At 60.0% G+C, this 24,449-nt stretch carries 33 protein-coding genes; 29 read left to right on the top strand and 4 right to left on the bottom strand.

What is annotated here, in order from left to right; genetic code table 11:
* Positions 1-212 precede the first annotated feature (212 nt).
* A complete protein-coding gene (locus VSP_RS39195; RefSeq protein ID WP_086010721.1) occupies positions 213-5,564 on the bottom strand; it encodes a PAS domain S-box protein in 5,352 nt (1,783 codons plus the stop codon).
* A gap of 432 nt (positions 5,565-5,996) precedes the next feature.
* Here VSP_RS39195 and VSP_RS34780 point away from each other — a divergent pair, with 432 nt between their 5' ends.
* Together VSP_RS34780 and VSP_RS42125 are read left to right on the top strand one after the other, a co-directional pair.
* Entirely contained in the window at positions 5,997-6,560 is a 564-nt protein-coding gene (locus tag VSP_RS34780; RefSeq protein ID WP_009960391.1) for an SRPBCC family protein, read from the top strand.
* A 187-nt stretch (positions 6,561-6,747) separates the two neighbouring features.
* Positions 6,748-7,062, top strand: coding sequence for a hypothetical protein (locus VSP_RS42125; RefSeq protein ID WP_157210825.1), 315 nt, complete (start codon positions 6,748-6,750; stop codon positions 7,060-7,062).
* A gap of 104 nt (positions 7,063-7,166) precedes the next feature.
* Here VSP_RS42125 and VSP_RS10035 read toward each other — a convergent pair whose 3' ends face one another.
* The 3 genes from VSP_RS10035 to VSP_RS39190 are packed head-to-tail and all read right to left on the bottom strand — an operon-like array spanning position 7,167 to position 8,828.
* On the bottom strand, positions 7,167-7,487 hold the full coding sequence (locus VSP_RS10035) for a hypothetical protein (protein ID WP_009960388.1): 321 nt from the start codon (positions 7,485-7,487) through the stop codon (positions 7,167-7,169).
* Positions 7,488-7,524: 37 nt separating this feature from the next.
* Positions 7,525-7,917 carry a GYF domain-containing protein gene (locus tag VSP_RS10030; protein ID WP_009960387.1) on the bottom strand — a complete coding sequence of 131 codons (393 nt, stop codon included), beginning with the start codon at positions 7,915-7,917 and terminating at the stop codon, positions 7,525-7,527.
* Between the two features lie 20 nt (positions 7,918-7,937).
* Positions 7,938-8,828, bottom strand: a complete 891-nt coding sequence (locus VSP_RS39190) for an XRE family transcriptional regulator (RefSeq protein WP_075088586.1) — start codon at positions 8,826-8,828, stop codon at positions 7,938-7,940.
* Between the two features lie 89 nt (positions 8,829-8,917).
* On the opposite strand from VSP_RS39190, the gene VSP_RS42120 reads away from it, so the two are divergent.
* From VSP_RS42120 to VSP_RS09890, 27 genes are all read left to right on the top strand, one after another.
* A complete protein-coding gene (locus VSP_RS42120; RefSeq protein ID WP_009960384.1) occupies positions 8,918-9,094 on the top strand; it encodes a hypothetical protein in 177 nt (58 codons plus the stop codon).
* Entirely contained in the window at positions 9,091-9,333 is a 243-nt protein-coding gene (locus VSP_RS10015) for a hypothetical protein (RefSeq protein ID WP_009960383.1), read from the top strand. Before VSP_RS42120 ends, VSP_RS10015 begins: the two co-directional genes overlap by 4 nt.
* A gap of 40 nt (positions 9,334-9,373) precedes the next feature.
* Positions 9,374-9,754, top strand: coding sequence for a hypothetical protein (locus VSP_RS10010; RefSeq protein WP_009960382.1), 381 nt, complete (start codon positions 9,374-9,376; stop codon positions 9,752-9,754).
* Positions 9,755-9,806: 52 nt separating this feature from the next.
* On the top strand, positions 9,807-10,052 hold the full coding sequence (locus VSP_RS10005) for a hypothetical protein (RefSeq protein ID WP_156345788.1): 246 nt from the start codon (positions 9,807-9,809) through the stop codon (positions 10,050-10,052).
* Between the two features lie 2 nt (positions 10,053-10,054).
* Complete coding sequence (locus tag VSP_RS10000; protein ID WP_009960380.1) at positions 10,055-10,306, top strand: hypothetical protein; 252 nt, start codon at positions 10,055-10,057, stop codon at positions 10,304-10,306.
* Positions 10,307-10,358: 52 nt separating this feature from the next.
* Complete coding sequence (locus tag VSP_RS09995) at positions 10,359-11,150, top strand: hypothetical protein (protein WP_009960379.1); 792 nt, start codon at positions 10,359-10,361, stop codon at positions 11,148-11,150.
* A gap of 38 nt (positions 11,151-11,188) precedes the next feature.
* Positions 11,189-11,506, top strand: a complete 318-nt coding sequence (locus VSP_RS09990) for a MarR family winged helix-turn-helix transcriptional regulator (protein ID WP_009960378.1) — start codon at positions 11,189-11,191, stop codon at positions 11,504-11,506.
* Between the two features lie 47 nt (positions 11,507-11,553).
* Entirely contained in the window at positions 11,554-13,632 is a 2,079-nt protein-coding gene (locus VSP_RS09985) for a hypothetical protein (RefSeq protein ID WP_009960376.1), read from the top strand.
* Between the two features lie 65 nt (positions 13,633-13,697).
* Positions 13,698-14,003, top strand: a complete 306-nt coding sequence (locus VSP_RS09980; RefSeq protein ID WP_156345784.1) for a hypothetical protein — start codon at positions 13,698-13,700, stop codon at positions 14,001-14,003.
* Between the two features lie 35 nt (positions 14,004-14,038).
* Entirely contained in the window at positions 14,039-15,016 is a 978-nt protein-coding gene (locus VSP_RS09975; RefSeq protein ID WP_009960374.1) for an AAA family ATPase, read from the top strand.
* A gap of 52 nt (positions 15,017-15,068) precedes the next feature.
* On the top strand, positions 15,069-15,317 hold the full coding sequence (locus VSP_RS09970) for a hypothetical protein (RefSeq protein WP_009960373.1): 249 nt from the start codon (positions 15,069-15,071) through the stop codon (positions 15,315-15,317).
* A gap of 42 nt (positions 15,318-15,359) precedes the next feature.
* On the top strand, positions 15,360-15,992 hold the full coding sequence (locus tag VSP_RS09965; protein ID WP_009960371.1) for a host-nuclease inhibitor Gam family protein: 633 nt from the start codon (positions 15,360-15,362) through the stop codon (positions 15,990-15,992).
* Between the two features lie 3 nt (positions 15,993-15,995).
* Positions 15,996-16,226 (top strand): hypothetical protein, encoded by a 231-nt coding sequence (locus VSP_RS09960; protein WP_009960370.1) that lies wholly within the window; start codon positions 15,996-15,998, stop codon positions 16,224-16,226.
* Positions 16,223-16,930, top strand: coding sequence for a hypothetical protein (locus VSP_RS09955; protein WP_009960369.1), 708 nt, complete (start codon positions 16,223-16,225; stop codon positions 16,928-16,930). Before VSP_RS09960 ends, VSP_RS09955 begins: the two co-directional genes overlap by 4 nt.
* 66 nt (positions 16,931-16,996) lie before the next feature.
* A complete protein-coding gene (locus tag VSP_RS09950; RefSeq protein ID WP_009960367.1) occupies positions 16,997-17,305 on the top strand; it encodes a hypothetical protein in 309 nt (102 codons plus the stop codon).
* 5 nt (positions 17,306-17,310) lie between these two features.
* Positions 17,311-17,745 (top strand): hypothetical protein, encoded by a 435-nt coding sequence (locus tag VSP_RS09945; RefSeq protein ID WP_009960366.1) that lies wholly within the window; start codon positions 17,311-17,313, stop codon positions 17,743-17,745.
* Between the two features lie 28 nt (positions 17,746-17,773).
* Positions 17,774-17,947 carry a hypothetical protein gene (locus VSP_RS42115; RefSeq protein WP_009960365.1) on the top strand — a complete coding sequence of 58 codons (174 nt, stop codon included), beginning with the start codon at positions 17,774-17,776 and terminating at the stop codon, positions 17,945-17,947.
* Between the two features lie 152 nt (positions 17,948-18,099).
* Entirely contained in the window at positions 18,100-18,591 is a 492-nt protein-coding gene (locus VSP_RS09935; protein WP_009960364.1) for a hypothetical protein, read from the top strand.
* Positions 18,592-18,593: 2 nt separating this feature from the next.
* A complete protein-coding gene (locus VSP_RS09930) occupies positions 18,594-18,932 on the top strand; it encodes a hypothetical protein (RefSeq protein ID WP_009960362.1) in 339 nt (112 codons plus the stop codon).
* A gap of 242 nt (positions 18,933-19,174) precedes the next feature.
* Positions 19,175-19,768: a hypothetical protein gene (locus VSP_RS09925; RefSeq protein WP_009960360.1), complete on the top strand. Its 594-nt coding sequence runs from the start codon at positions 19,175-19,177 to the stop codon at positions 19,766-19,768.
* Positions 19,765-20,199 carry a hypothetical protein gene (locus tag VSP_RS09920; RefSeq protein WP_009960359.1) on the top strand — a complete coding sequence of 145 codons (435 nt, stop codon included), beginning with the start codon at positions 19,765-19,767 and terminating at the stop codon, positions 20,197-20,199. The genes VSP_RS09925 and VSP_RS09920 overlap by 4 nt, the downstream gene beginning before the upstream one ends.
* Positions 20,200-20,398: 199 nt before the next feature.
* Positions 20,399-20,854, top strand: coding sequence for a TIGR02594 family protein (locus tag VSP_RS09915; RefSeq protein ID WP_009960357.1), 456 nt, complete (start codon positions 20,399-20,401; stop codon positions 20,852-20,854).
* A gap of 41 nt (positions 20,855-20,895) precedes the next feature.
* Positions 20,896-21,432 carry a hypothetical protein gene (locus tag VSP_RS09910; RefSeq protein WP_009960356.1) on the top strand — a complete coding sequence of 179 codons (537 nt, stop codon included), beginning with the start codon at positions 20,896-20,898 and terminating at the stop codon, positions 21,430-21,432.
* 102 nt (positions 21,433-21,534) lie between these two features.
* A complete protein-coding gene (locus VSP_RS09905) occupies positions 21,535-21,978 on the top strand; it encodes a hypothetical protein (protein ID WP_009960355.1) in 444 nt (147 codons plus the stop codon).
* Positions 21,979-21,980: 2 nt separating this feature from the next.
* Positions 21,981-22,274: a hypothetical protein gene (locus tag VSP_RS09900; protein ID WP_009960354.1), complete on the top strand. Its 294-nt coding sequence runs from the start codon at positions 21,981-21,983 to the stop codon at positions 22,272-22,274.
* A 26-nt stretch (positions 22,275-22,300) separates the two neighbouring features.
* Entirely contained in the window at positions 22,301-22,840 is a 540-nt protein-coding gene (locus tag VSP_RS09895) for a hypothetical protein (RefSeq protein WP_009960353.1), read from the top strand.
* Entirely contained in the window at positions 22,837-24,426 is a 1,590-nt protein-coding gene (locus VSP_RS09890) for a hypothetical protein (RefSeq protein ID WP_009960352.1), read from the top strand. Before VSP_RS09895 ends, VSP_RS09890 begins: the two co-directional genes overlap by 4 nt.
* Positions 24,427-24,449 lie beyond the last annotated feature (23 nt).

The following is a 24,449-nucleotide window of genomic DNA, read 5'->3' as shown; positions in this document are numbered from 1 at the left end:
TCTTAATAGCGAAGTGAGAAAGCTCGACGCGGACTCCCAGTTCCCAGCTTCATTGCCAGATGAGCATGACGACAGGAGAGGCAGAGGCGGGGGGACTTGATTCATGACAACAGGCCGCAACGATGGCATTTCACACATTACATGTCAAAACTTCAAAAAGCGGCGCTGAACCTCTCCCCACTCCCCATCTTGTTAATCCTTCAAAAATCTTGTTAATCCTGTCTGAACACCGTCTCAATCGCCTGATCCAACGCCTCCACGCGGACGGGCTTCGTCAGGTGCAAGGTAAAACCCGATTCACGGCTGTGCGCCACATCCTGCTCCATGCCATAGCCGCTGAGAGCAATCCCCCTTAATTCGGGGTGGAGCGTTTTGAGGTGGCGCATCACTTCATAGCCCGAGCCATCCGGCAGGCCGATGTCCGAGATCACGAGATCAAAAGACCCCTCATTCCCCAGGAGACTGGCCTCCTCTACACTGCACGCAGCGGATACTTCATACCCGCGCCGCCGCAACAACACCCCCAGCGCTGCGCGCGTGGCGTCGTGATCTTCCACCAGCAGAATGCGCCGCCATACTGCCGGAGAGATGGGGCTCCCCGTCTGCCCGACCGCAGCCGCCTCACGCTCGTCCATGCCATTGGTCTCACCCTCAGCAGCGGCTGCCGCCTTCATGAGAGGCAGCGTGATCACAAACGTTGTCCCGTGGCCACGTCCCTCGCTGATCGCCTGGATGCGCCCCTCATGCAGCTCCACCAGCATGCGCGTGATGGTCAACCCCAACCCGAGTCCGCCATAGCGATGCGAGCCGCCCTGCATGGCATGCTCCCCCTGGGCAAAGGCCTCGAACACCCGCTGCTGCTCCTCCAGGGTCATCCCCATGCCATTGTCGCTGACCCGGATCATCACCGTGCCCGGCTCCGGCCCGAGCGCTGTGGACACCACAATGGCCCCGTACTCAGGCGTGAATTTCACTGCATTCTTGAGCAGGTTCCAGAACACTTGCTGAAGCCTGACTTTGTCCCCCCAAACCAACCGGGAGGTCGCATGCAGAGCCAGGGTCAGCACCAGGCTCTTTGCCTCCGCATCTTGGCGCACCGTGTCCAGCGCATCACGCAGCACCACATGGACATCCACACCTTGGAGGTCCATCGCCAGTTTCCCCCGGGTGATGCGCGTCAGGTCCAGGAGATCATCAATGAGACGCGCCTCCAGATCGACATTCTTGCGGATGGTATCAAAGTCCGCCTGAACCGATTCCGGCACCTCCGGATTGGAAGCCCCCTCACTTGCCAGCAGCAACACCGGGCTCAGCGGCGTACGCAACTCGTGCGAGAGGCGGGCGAGGAAATCATCCTTGGCCCGCACTGCTTCCAGCGCCTGATCACGCGCCTGCTCCAGATCCAGCTCCGATTGCTTTCGGTTTGTGACGTCCGTCTGCACCAGCACAAAGCCTGTCACCTCCGCCTGGTCCGACTGCCACTCCGGCATAAAGACGGAGTGGATCCACCGGTCGCCCAGTTCATCGTGCGAGGAAGGGAAGTGCATCTGCATTTCAAACTCCACCAGCTCTCCTGCCAGTGCAGCCTCCACACAGCCACGGGCCGCCTCATACGCCGCCTCACCCATCACCTCACGCATGGGCCGCCCCACCAGCTGCGGCACTTCCAGCTCGTACTGCGCCGCATAAGGCCGGTTGGCAAACTTGTAGCACTGGTGCCGGTCCACCTGCGCCAGATACACTGGGGCGTGGTCCGTCACGAGCCGCAACTGCTGCTCACTCGCCATCAGCGCATCCTCGGCATGGCGGCTCTCCGTGATGTCCTGGGTGATGCTCAGCGTGCCCGAGAGCCGCTCCTGGGAATCCCGCAGCCCCACCACACTGCTGCGCACCCACACCTCCACCCCGTCTGCCCGCACAAAACGGTTCTCCATGATGAATGCCGGGCCGTCGCCCGCCAGCGCCTCATGGGCATCCCCATAGTGCACGCGGTCATCCGGATGCGTGATTTCATGAACCTTCTGCCCCAGCAGCTCCTCCCTGGTACGCCCCGTGATCTCGCAATAGGCGTCATTCACCATCACATACCGCCCCTCCAGATCGGTCTGGGCAATGCCAGAGCCCGCCTGCTGAAACACAGCCGTAAGGTGCGCCTCACTGCGGCGCAGCGCCTCCTCCGTCTTCTTCAGTTCAGAGATGTCCAGGTTGATCCCTACCCACTGCTGGAGCCGCCCGGACTCATCCCTCACCGGCACGCCGCGTGCCAGCACGGGATGCCAGGCCCCATCCATCCCGCGGAAGCGCTGCTCACTCTCCCAGAAGGTGGTGTCCGGCCCCGTCACGCACCGCCGCCAGGCCTGCCGCACCGCCTCGGCATCTTCCGGGTGCAGGGCCTTCATCCAGCCTTCCCCGGCGAATTCCGCCTGCGTCATCCCCACCAGTTTGAGCAGGGAGTCACTCGCGTACTGGTTGAGCCCCGCCGCATCGCAGATCCAGATGCCAAAGTTCATCGACTCCCCGATCGCCCGGTACAGCCGCTCACTGCGGCGCAACTCCGCCTCATCCTGCTTCTTCTGGGTGATGTCCCGCGCGATCTTGGACGCCCCCACGATCACCCCCTGTTCGTTCCGGATGGGCGAAACCGTGAGGGACACATCCACATGCGTGCCATCCTTCCGACGACGCACGGTTTCATAGTGCTCCAGCCGGCTGCCGCCGCGGAGGTTTTCCAGAATCACCTGTTCCTCCTCGAACCGGTCATCCGGAATCAGCGTCATGATCGGCCGTCCCACAATCTCCCGCGCCTGGTAGCCAAAGAGGCGCTCCGCCCCCTTGTTCCAGCTCAGGACGCGGCCCGCCAGATCGTTGCTGATGATGGCGTCATCGGAGGACTCCACAATGGCCGCCAGACGGCTGAGCGCATGCTCGGCGTTCGTGCGCTCCGTCACATCCCGCGCCACACTCAGAAAGCGCGCCGCCCCGCCATCCCGGGCCGGGATTGGCGTCACCATCACGTCCCACCATTTGGGCGTGCCCGCGAAGGTGGGGCAGAATCCACGGAATCTACCCACCTGCCCTGCGTTGGCCTGCCGCAGCGCTGCCTGGGCCACCCGCTGGGAGGTGTCATCCTGCCACATGTCCAGCCAGGAGCGCCCCGTAGGAAGACTGGCCTCATCCATCTCCAGCATGCGGATGCCGTTGGCACTCGTCCACTGCAGACCTCCTAGCGGATCCATCACCATGATGCAGTCCGCCGTCGATGAAATAACGCTCTGCAGGAAGGCTTCACTCTGAGCCAGCGCCTTCTGCGTACGCCGCTCGTCGCTCACATCCAGCGCCACATTGATGAGCCCGCGACACTTGCCGCGCGCGTCATGCAGCGGATCGGAGGACAGCGCCACCCAGCGCTGCGTGCCGTCCGGCCGCTCCACCACCACCTCCGCCCCGCGGGCTGGCCTCGCCTCCTGCAATGCCGCCACCATGGGGCTCTGCTCGTGTGGGATGAACTGCCCGTCCAGCGACCACATGCGATAGCTCCCGCACCACCGCACCCGGCCCAATTCCGGAGCCCGACCCCACAGCTCGCGCGCCGCATCGTTATAGAAGGTCAGCCAGCCGTCCTCGTTGAGCGTGTAGCACGCCATCGGCAGCAGAGAGAGCAGTTTCCGGTGCCGCTGCTCACTCCCCTCCAGGTCCTCCTCCGCCTGCTTGCGGCCCGTGATGTCAATGATCACCCCGGGAAACCGCTCCGGCTTCCCGGTCGAATCCCGCTGCACCCGGCCGCGGGCCGTCACCCATCGCACCTGTCCCTGGGGCGAGACCACTCGGTAGTCCTGCTCAAAGTTCCCAGCAGGATCTACCAGCGCAGCATCCATGGCCCGGCGCACCCTCGCCACATCATCCTTGTGGATCATTTGTATGAATCTTTCCATCGGCGGACTCTCCTGCTCCCGCACATCCACGAAGAAAAGTCGCGCCATGTTCTCATCCGCGGTCACCTGGTCATTGCGGATGTCCCAGTTCCAAGTACCAATCTCCGCAGCGAAGAGCGTGGTCTCCAGCCTCAGCCGGGCCTCACGCAACAGTTCCTCCCCCCGTTTGCGTTCAGTGATGTCCAGCACGGTGCCATGCATGCGCTCCGGCCCCCCTTGCGGACTGAAGGCAGTCTGCCCATGGCACTCAATCCACCGCACTTCTCCGGAAGGGGGCAGCGCGCGCAGTTCACAGTTGAATCTCCCGTCACCCGCATGCGCCCGATTAACCTCCGCTGCCACCCGCACACGGTCCACTGGATGCACCAGCCCCAGGAAGCCGTCGAACGTGCCGTCGAAGCCTCCTGGCTCCACGCCGAAAATGCGGTGCGTCAGCTCTGACCACCCCACCGTGCCCGCAGCCAGATTCCAGTCCCAGACCCCCACCTTGCCCGCCTCCACCGCCAGACGTGTTCTTTCCTCGCTCTCCCGGAGTTGCGCAGCGGACTCCCGCCGCACCCTGTCCAGTTCAAGAAGGGATTCCGCCCGCTCCCGCTCCATTTCAAAAGCCCCCGCTGTGGCCAGCCCGGCACTGATCTGCCCGGCCACAAGTTCGAGGAATCCACGATACGGACCGTCCAGCGGCCGGCACGGGTTCACCCCCGTCACCAGAAAGCCAGCGGGCGGCTCCTCCTGGCCATGAGGAAACAACGGCAGCACCACTGCGGCGCGCGGTGAGCTGTGCGGGCCGGATGGCAGATCCTCCAGGTGTCCCACGGACACCTCCACGGGCTCGCCTTCCTCCAGCATCCGGGCCACCGGCCAGGGACTCCCCCCCCATTCATCGTCCGGCCCGCACGAAAGGGTCGCCGGTGCCAGCGGCGCCCCCCGGGGGATTCCCGTCAGGCTTCGCAGCACGGCCTGACCAGCCCCATTGGAGGAGCGCTGGTCAAAGAGATAAACCAGGCTGAATGGCATATCCACACGGTGCCGCTGCAGACAGCCCCCCAACTCCTCCATCAGCGCGTCACTGCCGCTGACGGCCGCCAGACTCTCGGCTAGATCCTGCAACACCGCCAGCCGCCGCTCCCCGATCACACGCTCCGTCTCTTCGGTCACCACACACAACATCCCCCCCACACCACCGGCGTCGTCAGGCACCGGACTGTAGGAGAAGGTGTGGTACGTCTCCTCCGGGTACCCGTTCCGCTCAAGGTAAAGCAACAGACATTCATCCCAGGTCGCCCGCCCAGTGTGCAGCACTGACTCTGCCCTCGGCCCGGCGTCGTTCCACACCTCGGCCCACACATCAGAAGCAGGTCGTCCCAGTGCCCAGTCCTTCTTCAAGCCTAGCGTGGGAAGATAGGCGTCGTTGCAAAAAAAGTAAAACTCCGCCCCCCAGCCCAGCCACATGTCATACCGCGAGGCCAGCAGGATGCTCACCGTGGTGCGGAGACTCTGCGGCCAGGCCTCGGGCGGCCCCAACGGGTGCGCCGTCCAATCGAGTTCCGCCATACGCCGCGCCATTTCACCGCCTGCCTCAGGCCACTGAAAGGTTGATACCTGGAGGGGAGTCATCGGCAAGGAGGTCATGCTCTGGCTGTAGCTGTCTAGTTATGGGTAACGCTCAAATCGGATGAAAACGTCTCTTCGGCCGGGTGATTCTATATAGCCCACTCGCCGACGAAAAGCCCACTCTGCTGTGATTTCCCATTCTTTACCAAACCTCGCTCAATCGCCCAAAATTCAATGCACTGCTCGCCACCCGGGCACAGGACGCGACACCATTCCCACCCCCTCCATGGAACAATTCGACTGCTCTAGCCGAACCCCACAAGCGCCAGATGTTAATTCCCGAAAGTGAGCAATTCCTAACATCCTGTGTCCAATGTGGGCATTGTTGGTTTGTCCCTCCGAGCCTCCCAATGCGATGTTCTCAGAAACTTCGTCCTTCAACAAAGGTGTATGCAGCGTCCAATACTCCCTCTGTTGGCGATATAAGCACTGACTCCTTTCACCTTGACAATGAACTCCGTCGAAGAATCCATCCGTATCGAACGACCGGTCAAAGTGGTTTACGACCAGTGGACGCAGTTTGAAGACTTCCCCCACTTCATGGAAGGGGTCAAAGAAGTCCGCCAAATCGATGACAGCCACCTTCACTGGGAAGTGGAGATGGGGGGATTCATCAAGACTTGGGAGGCTGAAATCATCGAGCAGGTGCCGGATCAATTTATCGCCTGGCAAAGCACCCACGGCCCCCGCAGCAGTGGTCGGGTGACGTTTGAGCCCTTGGCCGATGACGCCACGATGGTCTCTCTGCGCATGGCTTACACCCCAGAAGGCGTCGTAGAGAACCTCGGAGCCCTTCTCCGCCTCGTTTCCCTGCGCATCGCCCGGGACCTTCAGTGCTTCAAGGATTTCATCGAAGCCCGCGGCACCCCACCCAAGGCTTGGCGCGGCGAAATTCATGCACCGGAGATCATTCCCCACGCCACAATTGCCAGCGTTTCCCCACGCTCTTCTGGAGCAGACAAGATGGCGGTGACGAGCGTGATGCAGCAAGCAACCGGTTCGATGGTCCAGTGAGCCTCCGTTGGGGGCATCAGATGGCACACCTCCGGCGGAACGGTGGCGGGGTGGACGCCCGCCTTCATACGAAATTCACCGGCAGGCAGCATCTTCGTAGGACAGCCTTCGTCTCCCACACTACACCCCACCCCCCTCGCCCAAAATCGCGATTGACAATTTCCAGAGAAAGTGTTCATATGAACACATGAAATCCGATACCCAATCCACTTCCCAAGAATTGGTTTACATCGTCAGCAGCGTCCCAGAGCGTAAGGAGTGGGTATTGCTTCACGAAGGAACAAAACGCCACTTCCCGGACCGCGGGCAGGGCAAGATCCCTGGGTTGGTGGATGCCATCCGCCACTGTTTCTGGAGTGGTGAAGGGCAGGATCGCCCCTCCCTCCTGCTCATCCAGCACGGCGGACAGCAGTTCCGCCTGCGGTTCCATGCTGATCTACCGTTGATGGTGGCGAATGACGGCCCTTCGCACGTTCCTTGCAGCGGGATTGATAAACCCTGATGGAGCCTGATAAACGCTGAGGGTGAGCGGGTTACGGTGGACTAACGGACAGCCAGGCGTTGGCGGAGGTTTGAGCAGCGCAACCGGCTGACACGGGGGAATTATCAATGGTTTGGTAAACTTGAGACCTGACCGGACAGCTCCGCTTGCCACTCTGTGACCAGCAGGAGCAGGGTCTGTGAATCGACTCCGGAGTTCACGTAAGCATCCAGCTGGCCCGCAGTGACGACCGACAGCACGGCCTGGGTGACCTGTGGGGTGACGGTGATAGGGAGGAAACAGGGAGGGATGAAGCGAAGGCGCTTATCCGTGACTTCCAAGGCATCAAGGAAAAGGGCGGCACCTTCCGTGTCCCCAATCTCGTGGAGCGCTTCATTGATCACCAGAGCGGTGTTGCTGGGAAGCTTGGTGACGTGGGGATTCATGGGGCTTTCAAGGGGTTTGAAACGGGCTTTCGAGGGCTCATGATTTTGGGGCCATGAGGCGGACGATGAGGCCGACGAGGGCGAGGGCGAGGCCGATGATGCCCAGGAGGGGTGTGGCGAGGCCGGTGGCGAGGCTGGCCATGAGGACGCCGCCGGTGATGAGGAGGGCCCAGCCGATGTACTTGGTGACGTCGGTTTGAAGGACGGGCTTGCTCGTGGCCTGGGTGCGGGAGGTGGTGCCAGCGATGGGCGCGGGGGTGAGGTCGGGGCGGGAGCTGAGGGGTGCCCAGGTGCCGCCCTGCTCCATGATGTCATTGGTGGGGCGGATTTCTCCGGCCTGGATCTTCTGGATCAGTTCGGGTTTGGAGAATGGTCCAGCGGTGCCGCCGCCGTTGTAGCGGACCCAGAATGACGGGGTGATGGTGCTCATGATGGGGTGAGGTGTGGGGTTCAGTGGAGTGGTTTGAGGACTGCTGAAACGGGATAGACAAACTGCATGATGGAACGTGAGAATTCCATGGGAGGATAGGCGGCATTGTAGCTGCTGAGGACGATGTTTTTCCCGCCGTCCCGGCTGCTGTAGAGCTTGCACATGACGTCTCCTCCATGGGCTTCGTCCACTTTTGCCAACACGATATCGCCGTTTTTCGGCGTGGCGTTGGGTGAGACATAGAGGATGTCTCCCTCTGAATATTTGGGCTCCATGGAGTCGCCACGCAAGCGGGTGGCAAAGGCTTTGCTGTCGGTGGTTCCAAATGCAATCACTGATTCGTGCTCGTAAAGATCTTCGTAGTTGCCTATGCCTGCCTGTGAGTAGCCGATGAGGGGGATGTAACGGGCTGGGCCCACACCTTTGGTGGTCTCCACCTGGGGCTTGGTGCCGTAGGGGGCGGTGAGTCCGTCTTCGCGGATGACTCCGGGTTCTGAGCCACGGTAGAGGGTGCCGGGGTCAAGATTGAGAGCCTTTTCCAGCAATGCGATGACCTTGGCACTGGCGGGGGCTCTCCCCTCTTCCAGAGCTTGCAGGTATCCGGTGCTGTATCTGATGGACTTGGCGAGCTGATCCACGGTGAGGGCCTTGCGCAAGCGGGCTTGCTTGAGCAGTTGGCGGGCGTTGCCGATGTCCACCGCTGGGCCGTCATCTGGAATCACGACTTCGTTGCCCTCTTTCATCTCTGCTTCGAGCTGCTCAATGCGCGAGAGCACGCCTTTGGAGGGTTCGCGGCCCTTCTCCATGAGCCCAATATAGTTCCTCGACAGCCCGAGGAGGTTGGCTAGCTGCTCCTGGGTGATGCCTAATTTTGTGCGTAGTACTCGGAGCCTCTCGGCAATATTTTGCATTTTGGGCATTTTTTGGCTTGCACTGTTGGCACGAGATGACAAATAGTGTGCATCTGCTAATACCAACTGCTAACCACAAGTGCCCACTGATGCAACCGGATTTCACCACCACCGTGAAAAAAGCCCTGATCGACAGGCATCTGTCTGTGACGGATTTGGCCAAGAAACTGAAGCGCTCCAGAAACGCGGTCAGTAGGGTCATCAATCATCCCACCGTGCACCCGAAGCTGCGGAAGATGATCAAGGAGGAGCTGCGCCTGCCATGAGGATGGACCGGGCCACTCGCAAGGCAATGCTGGAGCCGATGGTGAGAGCCGCGGGACTTGCTGCTGAGACCATGCCGCCTGCTGACCGGGCGGATGTGTACGACGCAATTGCTCACGTGATGGCCTCTGCGGACCCCACCCTTGCACGGGATGCACGGAGGTATGCGGAATCGCTCCGCGCCAGTGAATCGCTGCAACTGCGGTTCAAGGACTTTTTCCGGAGTGACTCCGGTTTGTGAAACAACAGACAGCCAAACGCCAACCAACCAAACAACCACGATGAAAGCTGAATTGAGGAATGCCGTTGTGACCGTGATCCTTGCCTTTGGGTTCCAACAGATCCTGATCGGGGCGAGCTTGAGTTCAGGTGAGACACTTGTGTGTGCCATCACCCTGATTGCAGCGGCCGTAATCTGCTATGCCCTGGGCAATGGTGAAGGGTATGGGGACGGGTGGGATGATGCCGTGGAGCTGCACCTGGGCAAGAGTGATGACCCAGTGCCGTATGTGATCGCCAATGAAACGGAGGAGATGGCAGACCCCACGGGAGGCGGGACGTTTCCCCAGTTCCTGGCGTCCTTGAGCAAGGATCAGAAGGACAAGATGAGCGCGTTTGACGAGTTCGGGGACTCCAAACAAGGGGTGCGTTCAAGGAAGTAACTGGGATGGGGACCACTGATTGACGCTAACGAAACGCTAATTTTTTGCAGATATGAAAGCCACTTCTATACGCCGCCCCCGTGTGCCTTTGGAAGCTCAAGCGCTGATGCGGGCGAGGCACCGGGTCAAGGTGGAGATCAAGCGCCTGGAGCTGATCTCTGCAAGCTATCGGAAAGACGGTGATCCCATTGCCGTGCATCGTATGGGGCAACTGCACTGCGAGATCACAGGGCTCAAGTACGCTGAAGCGGTCATGCGCGGGGAGCTGCGGGCCATCCTTGGAAAGGAGGGGGTGTAGCCATGCCAGGGATCGGATTGAAACGCATTCCCAAGACTGGGGAGCTGGTGCAGGTGACGGCCTGGGACATCGGCGGGCTCATGAACCAGATGGTGCTTGGCCGGGTGCTGGGCATGCAGCAAGGCAAAATCAGGGTGTGGCGTGTGGGTGTGGAGAAGCGGGAGGATGCGGACCTGTACGACACATGGCAGCTGGCGGAGCTGAGGTCGCAGCCGACTGACACGGATCTGAAGGCTTACTTTGGAAGCAACTAGGAATTAACAACGAAGAGAGGCAACCGGAGCGGTCGCCCTACAAGACTGAATTATGAGCAAGACAGGAACATTGACGGTGCTGCCACCGGAATCAAAGGCGGGGAAACTGGGTGTGCCACGCGAAGTCTCGGAGGACTTTGCCCAGGCGAGGGAGTACATGGAGGCGGCGAGCCGGGCGGCGATGGCCATGGCGGGATGCCTGATCTTGTGCGGGGTGGAGCTGCTCCGCCTGCACAAGGTGTACGGGGTGAAAGCAGGTCGTCCGGGAAATTCCCGAAACGATTCGGGAATTTCCATCTCCTGGGGAGAACTGGTCCAGAAGGAAATGGGATTCGGGGACGACAAGGCCCGCTATTGCATGGCCATGGCGGAGGAAGCGAAGCGGAGGATTCCGGTGCTGCAAGGCAAGGATCTCCTGAACACTCCTCTCATGAAGCTCTCCAGCGAAGACCGCGATGAGATCATGAAGGCGGTGGCCAAGGTGACGGACGGGAACACGGTCAAGGGTCTGATGGCCCATTGGGGAATCAGCAAAAAGGCGAACGGAGCCCAGGGCGGTGGGAATGGTCGGACGCCCGGGAGCGGCGGAAAGCTGTCGCTGGACGAGCTGGCGCAAAAGGAGGTGTGGCCGGTGCTGGAGGCGATTGGAGAGCTGAACATGCAGCCCAATGTGGAGGCGATGATCTACGCGCTGCCGATGGTGGCGGATGCCAACGAGGGGCAGCAAGCCGGGTTGCAGTTCCTCAAGCAGGAGCTGCAAAAGACGCTGGGGATGGTGGAGGAAGCCATCAAGCACCAGAGGGGCAAGGGTGGCAGAGGCAGGCCGGACCCGTTGGATGAGTAGAGGGCGATATCACAGAAACTGAAGGTGAGGAAACTACTATGGAAGACGTTGAACTGAAGCAGGCGCTGAGGCGCTTTAGACGGGTGCTGAAGCCTCTGGTGGAAACCAACACCAAGATGACCATCGCGGGACTGTCCATCCTGTGTTGTCTGCCAGCCAAGGGCTCCTATCAGATAGCCAAGGAGCTGGGGCTGGATGAGCGGGGTGTGCAGGCTACGATCTACCGCTTTGCCAAGTTTGGATGGGTGAACGTGACCCGAGGTGCAAACCATCACCAGACCAGCGTGACGCTCACGGAAACGGGCAAAGGGCTCTTTGCCCACCTGCTGCCAAAACCGCAGGACCTGACCGCCTAAAGGCGGAACTCCAACACTGACCCCGATAGACACGACCAAGAGACCCTATGAACCTGACCGTTGCGCTTAAGCCTGAGGAACATCTGGAGATGTCCCAGCTGGAATATGATTGCCGGAAGGATGTGGAGCGCTGGCTGTCCATGTTCTGCAAGGTGCAGCAGGCGGTGGCCACGGGCATGGGCATTGTGGCGGCGCGGGAGAGCGTGGCCAAAGCGAATGGCATTCCTGTTAGCACCTTTAACCGAAAGTGGTTTGACTGGCAGGATCACGGCTGGGAAAAGCTGATCAACCGGGCGAAGTGGCCGGTGCATCGTGAGGCGGGGTTGCCGCCTGCTTTCCGGGACTTTGTGCAGTCCATGTACTTTGCCCATCAGCGCGGCCAGACTGGACGGGAGGTGCACCGCAAGGTGGTGGCCCAGTGGCGCAAGTGGCGGGCGGGAGATGTGACGATGCAGATCCCTGGATACGACAGCCCACCGGAGCCGCAGGTGCACACGGGACTGCCAGAGGGATGGAGCAAGGAGAATCTCTCCCGGCTCAAGCCGAGCAAGTTCAGCCTGATCACCCGTCGCCGCGGGACGATGGCGGCAAAGGAGATGCTCCCCAACATCATCCGCACGCGGGTGGGGCTGGAGTTTGGTGCCTTGTACCAGATCGATGACCAGGACTACGACGTGTACACGAACCTTGTGGGGATCAATCGCCGGGCGATGCGGCCTAGTGGGTTCAATGCGCTGGAGGTGCTGAGTGCCTGTCACTTTGCCCATTGCGCCAAGCCGATGATCTACAATCCTGAGGATGGATCACGTTCCCGTCTGACAGAGGAGGATTGCGCGTGGTTCGTGCTTTTTGTGCTGACTGAGCACGGGTATCGGGCGGACGTCGGCACGACCTTCATGGCGGAGAAAGGCACGGCGGCGATTCGTGCGGCCCTGGCTGAGGGATTGGCCCGGGTGACGGATGGCAAGGTGCAGGTGGCCACGAGCGGCATTCTGGGCGGGCCCATGTTGGAGGGGCTCGCGTTCAAGGGAGCGCCACGGGGCAACTTCCGTTTCAAGAGTCACATTGAAAGTTCCTTCGCACTGGTCCGCACGATCATGAGTCATCTCAAAGGCGCGACAGGCACACGGCTCACGGCTCCGGAGGAAAATTACGCGTTGCTCAAGTACAATGACAAGCTCTTGAAATGGGCAGAGAAGCTGCCCCCGCAACGGGCTGCTCTGCTGGTCAAGGAAGTGATGACCTGGCAGGAGTTTGGACAGGTGAATCACACGCTGATGGAGATGATGAACCAGCGTGACTGGCACGATTTGGAGGGCTGGGAGGAGTGCGGGTTTGTGGCCAATGAGGTGCGCGTGGATCTCCGGGGAGATGAGTGGATGAGCTACGAGGATGTCTTGCGGCTGCCTGATGAGCGGGCCAAGGAATTTGCCCTGCGCCTGATGGCGATGCCGGGACATGGACGGCTGCGGAAACTGTCCCCTCGTGAGGTGTTCAATGGTGGGAAACATCAGCTCACCAAACTCAATCGGCATTTGTGGAACCTGTGCCTCCCCAACGAATACGCGACAGCAACCAAGGTTCAGGACAATCACACGATCAAGATCAAGGACCGCGCCCCAGGTGGCGGCAGTCTGGTCTATATGGCGCGGGCAACGAACAAGCATGGACGCATTGAGGTGCTGAGCCCTGGGGACAAGCTGAGGGTGTACGCCAACCCTTTCAGCCCTGACACTGCCTTGGTCTGCGATGAGTCAGACGCCGCCATTGGGCTGGTCAATCTGATGCCCAAGTCTGGGGTACTGGATGCGGATGGAGCCATGAGGGTGCACGGCAGCATTGAGCAGTTGCGCGTGGAGCTGGAGGGCGAGGCCCGGGCGCATGCACAGTCTCTGGTGGTGCAGCGTCAGCACATGATCGAGCACAATCAGGCGGTGATGGATGGGGAGCCGGTGACGGAGCGGGAGGTGACGGCAGCGGGCAAGAATGCGCGGGCCGGGCGGGCGGCTGAGGGGGTGATGGATGAGGCGGAAAGAGGGGCAAGTGATAAGGGCCGAGGGCTGCGCGCGAAGCCGCTGGGAGTGGCGGCGGGGCAAATGGACGGCATGGACCCGATGGACGAGTGAGAGAGAGGGTCAAAGGGGCAAGGGAAAAGGGATAAGGTAATAACACAACCGAACACGATAAGAGTATGAGCAATCACGCACTGATGGCACTGGAACAGAGGCTGGTTTCTTCCCGCTCCCGGTTGCGGGAGGTGGAGGAGAAGAGCGGCAAGCTGGCGATTGTGGAGCTTGAGCTGGAGGCGCTGCTTTCCCGTCATGATGAGGTGATGCGGACGGCGGAGGCGGGAAAGCATGTGCGCACCGGGGTGCTCTGGATCGGGCACGAGAGGGCCAAGCTGGGGAAGCACCTTCAGGAAGAGAGCCAGCGCATCAGCGGGCTTGAAAGGAACATCGCCGAGGCAACGAGGGCGATGCAGAGCGGCGAAGCGTGAGGACGGGCAAAGACAATTTCCAACAACCAAACACGATGGACACGACAACAACAACCAACACCCAGGCGGCAAAGGTGAAGCCCTTCAACGAGCAGCTGCATGCACGGCTGCTGGCGGTGAAGGTGCAGCATGGATGGACCCTGACGGATCTGCAAAAGATGCTGGGCAACTCCCCCGCTGCCATAAGCAAGTATCTCAACGGGAAACCGGAGGGGGACGTGAAGGCGCTGGAGGCCAAGCTGGAGGATTTGGTGATCAATGCGGAGTTGCGGGCCCAGATGCCGGAAGAGGACAAGCGCCTGTTCCACACGCTGGTGGTGAAGCAGATCAGCAACACTTGTGACATTGCCAAGCGCAACGCCATGATGGGCATGGTGATCGGTGAGCCCGGGCTGGGCAAGAGCTGCGCTCTGAAGATGTACGCGGATGCGGACCCGTGGGCCATCAGACTGGAGTTGAACACGGTGACGGGTGGCGGCACCCCTACGGCGATGGTCCGGGCGTTCTGGAGGCGGATCAACACGGCCAGCTTTGCCCCCAAGGAGCAGAGCAAGGGTGAGTGGTTGCTGGACCGCTTCACGGGCACGGGGCGGCTGCTGATCATCGACAACGCCCACCTGCTCTCTGAGAAGGGGCTGGAGTGGGTTCTAGGATTTCACGATGGCACGGGGTGCCCCGTGGTGCTGGTGGGAAACAGCGAGCTGGCCACGACCATGCGAAAGGTGCAGCGCGGGCCCAGCCGGATCGGTGTGACCACGAAGTGCGACCTTAAGCGGACCACGGCGGAGGTGGCCAAGGCGTATCTGGAAAAGACCTGGCCGGAAGCGGTGGCGGACCTGGCCGGGCTGGCGGCGGAGGTGGTGGAGCGCCCGGGTGCGCTGCGGGCGCTGCGTCAGGTGGTGAGCGTGGCCAAGGGCTGGTATGCCGACGGCAAGCGCGGGGCCGGGACGTTTGAGGATGCCTTCCGCATGGCTTTGGCCAAGCAGGTGGTGGATTACAAGCTGGCCGCCTGACCGCTGCGCGGAGACAGAAGACTGGAAGACGAAAGACTGAAGACCTGAAGCCATGAGCGTAAAGCGTGAAATCAAGATGGTGGGTGACGACTTGAACAACGTCACGATCACGAAGGACATCACCAAGCTGGGACGAGGTAAGACGGTGATCACGATCAAGCTGGGGGATGGTCGGGACTATGCCTTTGATCGCAACTGGGCGGTCAAGATGGCGGGCGTGCTGGAGACACAGCGCTGGGCGGAGCGTGAGCCCCGGAGGAAAGAGATCATCGCCCGGCTGAAGCACGCTGCGGGAGAGTGAGATTTTCAGTGAAGCAACACACAAGACGAAAGGAAACTACCTATGAGCAAGAGAACAACCAAAGTGGCGGTGACTCCGGATGAAGTGACCGAGGCGCAGATGCGCAAGGCTCTCACCAAGTATGTGGAGGCGCATTGTGAGATCGCCCGGATTGAGGCGGAGTTTGCCCAGGCGGTGGAGAAGCTGAAGGCCCAGGCGGAAAAGGACTCCAAGAGCTTTCGGGCGACCCTTGAGGTGAACGCGCTTACCGTGCAGAACTGGGCGTTGCAGAACAAGTCCAGCTTTGAAGGCGACAACGCCCGCAAGATGGAGGTCTATGGCGGGCACAAGATTGGCTTCCAGACGAGCCCTCCAGCGGTCAAGTGGTGCAAGCCCACGGGCGGCAGCGGCACGCAGAAGGAGGAAGGTTTTATCATTGCTTGTAAGGCATCTGGTGGCTGGGCTGAGGGCTTTGTGCGCACCGTTGAGGAGGCGGACAAAGAGGCGGTTCTCAAGTGGTTCCGCGAGGCCAAGGAGGTGAAGGAAGTGGACGGCCTGGAGGAGGATGAAGATCCGAAAGCACTGGCCGCTGAGCGGGCACAGATTGCCACCATCCAGCTGGCGACACTGGGCGCGAGGGTGGTAAGCGCGGAGAGCTTCGTGATCGACTTGAACCTTCAGCCGGAGAGCAAGTAAGCGATGAACTCCACGGAAGCCTATCAATTGGTGTTGGCGTTGGCGGAGGCTGAGCTTGCCCAGGCGAGGGCTTCCAAGGATCGCCAGCGGTATCCAGCCCGTGAGATCCGCAGAGGTGAGGCGGCGGTGAAACGATTCCGCCGCTATGTGGACCGCCTCACCGCCCGCACGCTGCGCGAGAGCCGCAAGATGAAAGGTCAAACCCTCCACCGTCCCAAGTGCCTGATGCCATGAACGACAACCAAACAACCAACCTCGAAACGATCCGCGAAAAGCTGGCCAAACTGAAGACGCTGATTGATTGCCCTGGGGCAACCGAGGGTGAGCGTGAGAGCGCCCGGCTGAGGTATGATGAGATCCTCAAGAAGCATGGGCTGACTGAGGAGAGTGTGAGCAGTGATGTTGCTGGGCCCAGTGTGCTGGTGTGGGGCAAGCGCCGGTGGGGGCGCAAGTTGATGTTGCAGTGTGCGAGCTGGATCATGAACAAGGTGAAGGTGCCCGTCATGAGCGTGACCAAGGAGCATGCGGTGTTTCTGCTGACTCCACTGGATGCGGCGGATCTGCGGGCTTGCTTTGCGTACTATGCCCAGATGATGGAGGAGCAGATTGACGCCATCACTGACCGAGAGAAGCGAGCCAAGGCCATGGCCAAGGAGCAGATTAAGCAAATTGAGAAGGAGCTGGAAGCGAAGCTCAAGGAGAATGCCGCCACCAAGGCGGAGCTGCTGGAGGTGCTTTGGATGAAGTACAAGATTTATGCTGACGTTGAGCCGAGCGATCGGCCCGCCAAAGCCCCGACGTCACGCAAGGTGACAGAGCGCGAAGTTCAAGAGTACGTCCGCCGCGAGAGGATCAGGAAATCACTCACGGGTGATGCCTGGGAGCGGGCGAAGAAGGTGGGCGAGGGACAAGAACAACTGCGACTTGTGCTGAGCTGATGAACTGAGGACTGATTCCGCCTAAAGGCGGTACTCCAACCCTGATAGCGAACCAACCAAACGACCATGAAAGCCATTCTGAAAATTGGATATGATGCCTTCCTGCTGCCCAACATCGATGATGCCACCAAGGTGGTGAAGTTGATGAGCAAAGCCGTGAAGGCGGAAGACAGACTGTATAAGGAGACGATCACCCTCAGAGATGATGAGATAAAGTTTGAGGTGCTCTCTGTGCCCAGTAAAACGAAGTTTGTTCAACTCTCTCCGGGCGGGCAGGAAGAGCCTGTGACGATTCCAGTCGCAGGCACGACCAAGCGGCTTTCTCGTGGATCGTCCGCACTTCGCCCTGGGAATGGCAACAGGTTCAAGCTCTAGTTGCCATGAACGCTAAACAACAAAAACTGTATCTCAGCCGGTGGCTGGCGGTGAAGGATGTGCTGGTGAAGCTGGGCGGATACTCTGCCAAGGAGGCGGAGGCCATGAGGCATGAGATCCACACTGAGGCGTTGGGCAAGGACAAGAGCAGCAAGGACTTTACCAACTCCGACCTGGACCGGGTGCTTGATGCGTTCGATAAATACCTGGCTATCTCCAATCCCCAGGTGGGACAGCGGGCGGTTGAAGGGCCGTTGAAACGGGCCGTGAAGGGTGTGGAGCTGGTGGGCTGGCCTGAGCCTTATGTGCAAGCAGTGGCCATGGACAAGTTCGGCACCGCTGAGTGGCGGGGGCTGGATGAGGAGCAGCTCCAGCAGCTGAAGATCACGCTGGTGATGCGGAGGCGTGCGCAACAGAAGCGGAGTAATGCGAACCACTGACTGACACTAACCAGACACTAACAAAGCCATGCCCATCTTCCCTGAGAACAAAGCCCGATATCCGAAGGATTGGAAACTGCGGTCTAAGTTCGTGCGCTTCTACCGGGCGAGGAATCGCTGTGAGTGGTGCGGGTGCAGGAACCATGAGCCGCATCCCATCACCAAGAGCAAGGTGGTGCTGACGGTGGCACAACAGGCATGACGCAAAGGACAGGCTGGCCCGCAGAAGGGCGCGACTGGAAGCGGCGAGCGGCCAGCTGAGTTTGCCGCTCTAGGGCTTCGTCCCGGGGTTGCTTGCGAAAAGTGGAGACTCGTGGTAGATGTGATGTGTCAAAGAGAAACCAAACACAACCTATGGATATTAACAGTTACATCAAGGGCATCAGATCAGATCGCGACCTTGCACAGTCGGAGAAGCAAGCAAAAGCGACAGCTGAGATGAACAATCGCGCCTCTCAGATCAAAGTCCTGAACAGCCTCATTCAAACTAGGGTGCTCCCCATCTTGGGGGAGACAGCTAAATTACTAAATGACAACGGATTCTTTGCGGTCGTGGAGACTCCTGCAACAGCTGATTCGACCTCCGAGAATGTCGTTTCATTGTTTGATGATCCAACTCCTCACAAGGAAGCGGATGTGGCTCTCTCAATTGCGTCTCAAGAGGATGGGCATCTGGATTGTCATCTGGCATTCCACGCAAAAGCCCCCAATAGCATCGGGATTCAGATCTCCACGCCTGAGAACGTCTTCAAGGGGCCATCCGAAACCATCGATGCCGACGATCTAACAGAGGAAAAAGTCCGCGCATGGAGAGATCGATTTGTTACCACTGTGTTCCCTAAGTAGTGATGGGTTACGAATCCCCAGCGAAGTTGAAGAAGGCCCAGGAGGAGAGCAAGCAGCTCCTCCTGGGCTTCACTTCGTCTATCACCGTGAAGGTGACGCCGCACCCGGGCGGCGGGGTGCTGGTGACGCCGGGCAAGGTGCTGGTGGAAGGATCAGTGAGCGATGCCGCAAAGGCACTGGGCCTGCCCAACAAGCAGCTGGTGTACCTCCTGATTGAAGAGAAAGAGATTCACGCATGGAAGCCAAACGCGAGAGCCAAGAACGGCAAGTATCGCGTGAACATGGCGAGCGTGTATGCCCTAAAAGCCAAGTGGCTGGCCCAGCAGGACCAGCGCGTCTAAGGCGGATCGTTGCAAAAGCGCGATCGCGTGCGTCATTACCCCACGACGGGCACGCCCCCGGAGAGGGAAAGTGGATGAAATAACCGAAGTGTATCGGGTATTGTTTGGGATCGGGAAAGCTGGGGCATGATCGCTGTGCCTGCTACTCCGCAGTCTCCGACTGCAAGGGCTGGCCCGGTACATCATGGTGGGCCGGGCCAGTCTGGTGGAGTGGGTTGAATGCAACTCAACCAACCAAACTGATGCCCTCTGATCCACATACCCGGCCCGCGTCCATCAATGGACATGACCGCCTGAAAGCGGAACTCCAACAAGCGCCGGTGGCCCGCCCGGTCTATGACAAGCCGCAGATTCTTCAGGGGAAGATGACCAAGCTGGGCTTGATCATCACGGTGGTGGGCATGATCGCCGGGGTGGTGGGTGTGGAGGTGCCCACTGATGAGGCAAAGGATTTGGCGCAACTGGCGTCTGACAACTGGGAGCTGGTGATTGCTCCCGCGATTGGCCTGCTGGTGGCAGCATATGGGAAGCTCCGCCGAAACTGGCGTCCTCAGGGCGTGGCGGTGATCGCGGGTCTGATTTTGGCGGCAGGTAGTTTGGTTGCTGTCGCCAAATGGGCGGTGCGTCCGGGCTCGGAGGTGGCCGGGCGCATCGCTCTCCTTATGCTGGCTCTGATGATGCTGAGCAGCTGCAACACCTTCAGCGATATGATGCCTTCCAAAAAGGCGGCTGCGGCTGAAGCGCGCCCTACCACTGAGCTGGACATCATCAAGGCTCAGATCTTTGAGCGGATGAGCGCCCGCCTCAACAATCGTGTGGGAGGTGATGCGGAATGAAAGCGCTCCCTTCCCTCTTGTCCGTGGTGATCACGCTCCTGATGGTATCATGCGCCGAGATCCCGATTCACCCGAGCCTGCCACCCATCAAGCAGTTTGGCGGAGACATTGCCGCTGACTACGAGATCAAGCCTGATGGCACGCAACGGGTGACGGTGGTTTCCGAGATGCACAAGTCCTTTGAGAAAGGGGCGGATGTTGCGGGGAAGTTCCTGGACACGTTGACGACAGCCTACTTCGCGGGGGCGGCCATCAAGGTGCAGGAGACAACCAAACAGATGGAAGCGGCGGGACTGTCCAAGGCTGAGATTGCAAGGATCGACGCTGAGGCAAGGACGAAGGCTGCGGAGCTGGCAGCGAAGACGAGCGTCACCAACAAGGCAATGGAAAGCGGCGCTGTGCCTGCCGTGAATGCCATCACACCCCCTTAAGGATTTCTCAAGTGCCAGCGGTAGCGCGGGTCGAAACTCAGTCGGGGCATAAGCTGCCTGGGGTCGCGTGAAGAGAGTGTCGCAGTGCTGGCCATACTACATACAACGAAGGAGCCGTGAACGCGGGCGGTCCCGGGAACGGGCTCTATGCGTGACAGCCGGAGAGACGGCAGGTTTTCAAACGCCAACCATCACGATCATGAGCGCCATCGCACTGCCACACAACCAGAGGATCTATGAATGGGCCAGTAAGTGGCTGGGGGTGGCGGAGTATCCTGGCCCCAAGACGAATCCAGAGATTGCCCGGTTCTTTGACCTGGCTCCGGACTGGCTGGATCAGGATGATTCCACCACGGCATGGTGTGGGCTCTTCCGTGGCTATGTGGGGCATGTGACGATGACGGGCCTGCCCCGTGAGCACTACCGCGCCCGCCGCTGGATGGAATGGGGTGAGGCGGTGACGCTGGCCCAGGCGGTGCAGGGTGACACGGTGATTACGCAGCGGAGCGGCGGGCATCATGTGGCACTCTTTGACCGGCTGGAAGGCCATGTGGTGTATCTGCTGGGCGGCAACCAGGGCAACAAGGTGAGTATCGCGGCCTTTTCCTCCGGGGTGATCATTGGCGTACGCCGGTATGTGCCGGGCAAGGCCTGAGTGTGTGTGTGTGTGTTTGAGGATCGAACCTTTTGACGACCATGGCTTATCTCCTTCTCATTCTGATGCTGGCCCTCAAGGGCTTTGGGCTCTCCCCTCTGCATGCTCTCATGTTCTGGCTTGCGGGCGTGGTGATCATTCACGCGATTGAGGAAACGGGCGGAGCGCTGTGGGTGCACTTCGGCGAGATCAGCGGCAATTCCTTCGTGGCCGGGCTGAGGCCGTTGCATGGCTTCCTCTTCCTCGTGGCCCCTGCACTGGGGCTGCAACTGGGTGCGATCTGGTTGGGGTTTGGGCACGGGATTGAGGAGGTGAAGCCCTATTTCATTGGGCTCCTGATCGGTGCGCAACTGGGTGACGCCACGTTCTCCCACCTGATCCCCACGGCCCAGGGCTACAAGCGCAACCCCGGCCTACCTTCAGCGGTGATGTATCTGCTGAACGGGCTGCTGGTGCTGGTGTTCTTCCATGTGCCTCTGATGGCATCGCCTGGGCTGGCGATCTATGGCGCTCTCACGGGTGCCTGTTTCTTCGCCGCCGTGCTGCCCTCCCTGTTCTGGCTGAGCAAGGATCGATGAGACAACGCTGACAGAGCATCTGACTGATTCCGCCTAAAGGCGGCACTCCAACACTGAGGCAACCGGAGCGGTCGCCCTACAATACTCCCAAGACGACGACTCATGACCTTGATTGCGATCCTTGCCCAGACTGTCCCGCCCGTGCCCACTGATGTGGAGCCCGCGCTTTTCAAGAGCATCATCACGGTGCTGGGCTGGGTGGCAGCGGTGGGGATGGGGATCATCGCGTTTCTTCGCAAGCCGAAGACGGAGATTGCGGATCAGCCACTGAAGGTGAAGGGCGAGGTGGAATATGTGACGCGCCGTGACTTCGATGATCTGAAGGCGGACCTGAACCGGCGCTTCGATGAGTTGCAGGAAGAGAGGGGCCGCTCCATTGAGCAGCTTCACAAGCACATCAGCTCTGTGGGGGACCGCATGGGAAAGCAGATCGAGAATCTGGATGCGACATATGAAAAGCGTCTGGCGGCTGGGAATGACCGCATGAACCAACACGGCGAAGACATCGCCGCACTCAAGGCCCTCAACAGAGGAGGCAGGAAGTAGGTATGAGCAAACGCAAGACATCCATCAAGGTGGCCGCCCCGGTGGCACGGCCGCAATTGCGCAAGAAGGTGCGGGAAGCGCTGATGGCACTGCCCCAGGGCAGACGCATCACGCTCAAGATCCTGACGGATCTGGTGAATGAGCTGCTGGCCGTGGCGGCAAGTGCCGATGAGGTGCGTGATGCCGTGAACTGGAACCATGACCAGGGCCATGTGGGACGGCTACACAATGATGAGCTGGAGCAGGATGAGTGGTACCTGACCAAGGCGGGCCGGGAGCATGAGGCAGCGAGCTAACGACACGAGCAAGGAAACAACGATGTATGCGCAAGCACAGAGGAGACTCCAACCTGAAGACACTGCCGGAAGACCAGCAGGAGGAGATCATTGCCCGGCTGGAGGCCAAGGGGGGGACACAAAAGAAGGTGGCCGAGTGGCTCGCCGCGGAGTGGGACGTGCAAACCTCGCAAGCTGCCTTGTCGGAGTTTTACTCGTGGTTTCAGATGCGCCGGCGCTTCCGCTCCACGGAGAGTGTCACGCAGGATTTCCAGCAGATGTTGCAGGAGTCCGACATGGCCATGAGTGCGGAGCAGATCTCCGCCCTGGGCAACCTGATGTTTCTCGCCCAGGCCACCAAGGACAACGATCCCAAGACCTTCGTGGCCATGGCGAGAGTGCTGGTGCAAAACCGGAAGATCGATGTGGAAGAGCGGCGGGTGAAGCTGCTGGAAGAGAAGGCGAAGGTTTACGATCAGATCAAGGAAGCAACGAAGGGCCGTCCCAGTGCGGAGCTGACTCCGGAAGAGCGGCAGCTGGTGCTGCAAGTCATGGACGAATCCCTAGGCATCACGAACCGCAAATGAGTGTGACCATCCAATCAGGCCCTGACATGGACAAGGTGGGCGAGGCATCGTCCAACCAGCGGGATTATTTCCTGCCTTACCAGCTGGACTGGATTGTGGATCAGGCTCAAATGACTCTCTGGGAAAAGTCGTTCCGCATCGGGGCCACCTGGGCAGATGGCTTCAAGAACGTGCGCAAGCGGCTGCACCACAAGAAGCGGGATTACCTCTTTGGCACCAAGGACTACCCCAGCGCGCTGGAATACATGCAGGGGTGCAAGACTTTCGTGGACATGTACAACCGCACGGCCAGCATCGTGTCCCACGGTGAGGATGTACTCAAGGTGCCAGTGATGAAGGATGGCAAAGCCACGGGGTTCACCGAGGAGCTGAAGATTGGCTACATCAAGTTCGACAACGAAAGCCGGATCATTGCTTTCACCAGCAACCCGTCTGCCATGCTGGTCTATGGTGGTGATGTCGGATTGGATGAGTTCCCCCGCCATGATCGCGGGGAGGAGCTATGGGCGGTCGCTCAAGCCCGTGTGACATGGGGCTATGATATCTCTGTGTGGGGTAGCCACAAGGGGACCAAAAGCCTCTTCTACCAGTTTGCCAAAGAGGCCCGCGCTGGCAAAGGCGGATGGAGCCACCACCGCACCACCATTGTGGATGCTGTGGCTCAAGGGCTGGTGGAGAAGATCAATGAGATTCGGGGAACGAAGTTTACCCGTGAGGGGTTCGTGGAGGACTGCAAACGCCGGGCCAAGCTGCCTGGGGTGTTTGAAGAAGCGTACATGTGCAACCCTCAGGACAATGTGGAAGCCATCGTGCCCTGGGCAACGGTGCAAGCCTGTGTGCAGGCGTACCAGATCGCCCGCCATCACATGAAGCAGAAGATGGTGGTGGAGTTGTTTGGCACCTACAACCGCGAGACGGAGAAGCGCCGGGAGACTGCCATCTATCAATGGATGGAACAGGTGTTTGGTGAGCTGCGGGCCACGCTGCGGATGTATCGCATGGGCTTCGATATCGCTGCCTCTGGCCATGGCGACTTAGGCAGTTTCTACGTGGACGGCAAGGAGGGTGATGTTTTCAAGCTTCGCGGACTGCTGACCACCCAGACAGAGGACTGGCATTTCATGAAGTGTGCATGCCGTTGGTTCCTGACCAACCTGAGCGCCATCATGGGGTGCGGTGATGAAACCGGGCTGGGCCGGAACATCTGCTGGGACATGAAGCAGGAGTTCCCCACGAAGTTCAGAGGGGTCAACTTCAGCACGCTGAAAGTGACCATGGGGATGCGCTTGATGGACCAGCTCAGTGCCCACCAGAAGATCATCCCCGCTGGTGAGAAGGACGAACACCAAGATATTGCAGGCGACTACTACGCGCTTCAGAAGGTGCACCAGGGCGGCAAGGTGGTGTTCACCGAGACGGCCAATGAGTGGAATGATGCCAGTCACTGCGACATCGCCTGGAGCGGTGCCCTTTCCTCTGAGGCGGACAACGGGGTGCTGGCTGATTTTGGGTATGACTCCATCCCCCGTTTGCCGACGGGTTCTGGGGGTGGATCTGGCCGCAGAAAGGGGCGGTGGGGAATATGACCGCCAATTGCACAGAAACGGCC

Source organism: Verrucomicrobium spinosum DSM 4136 = JCM 18804, from assembly GCF_000172155.1.
Lineage (GTDB): Bacteria > Verrucomicrobiota > Verrucomicrobiia > Verrucomicrobiales > Verrucomicrobiaceae > Verrucomicrobium > Verrucomicrobium spinosum.
Note: the sequence above shows the minus strand (reverse complement) of the source record. Positions and strands in the feature narration are given on the sequence as shown.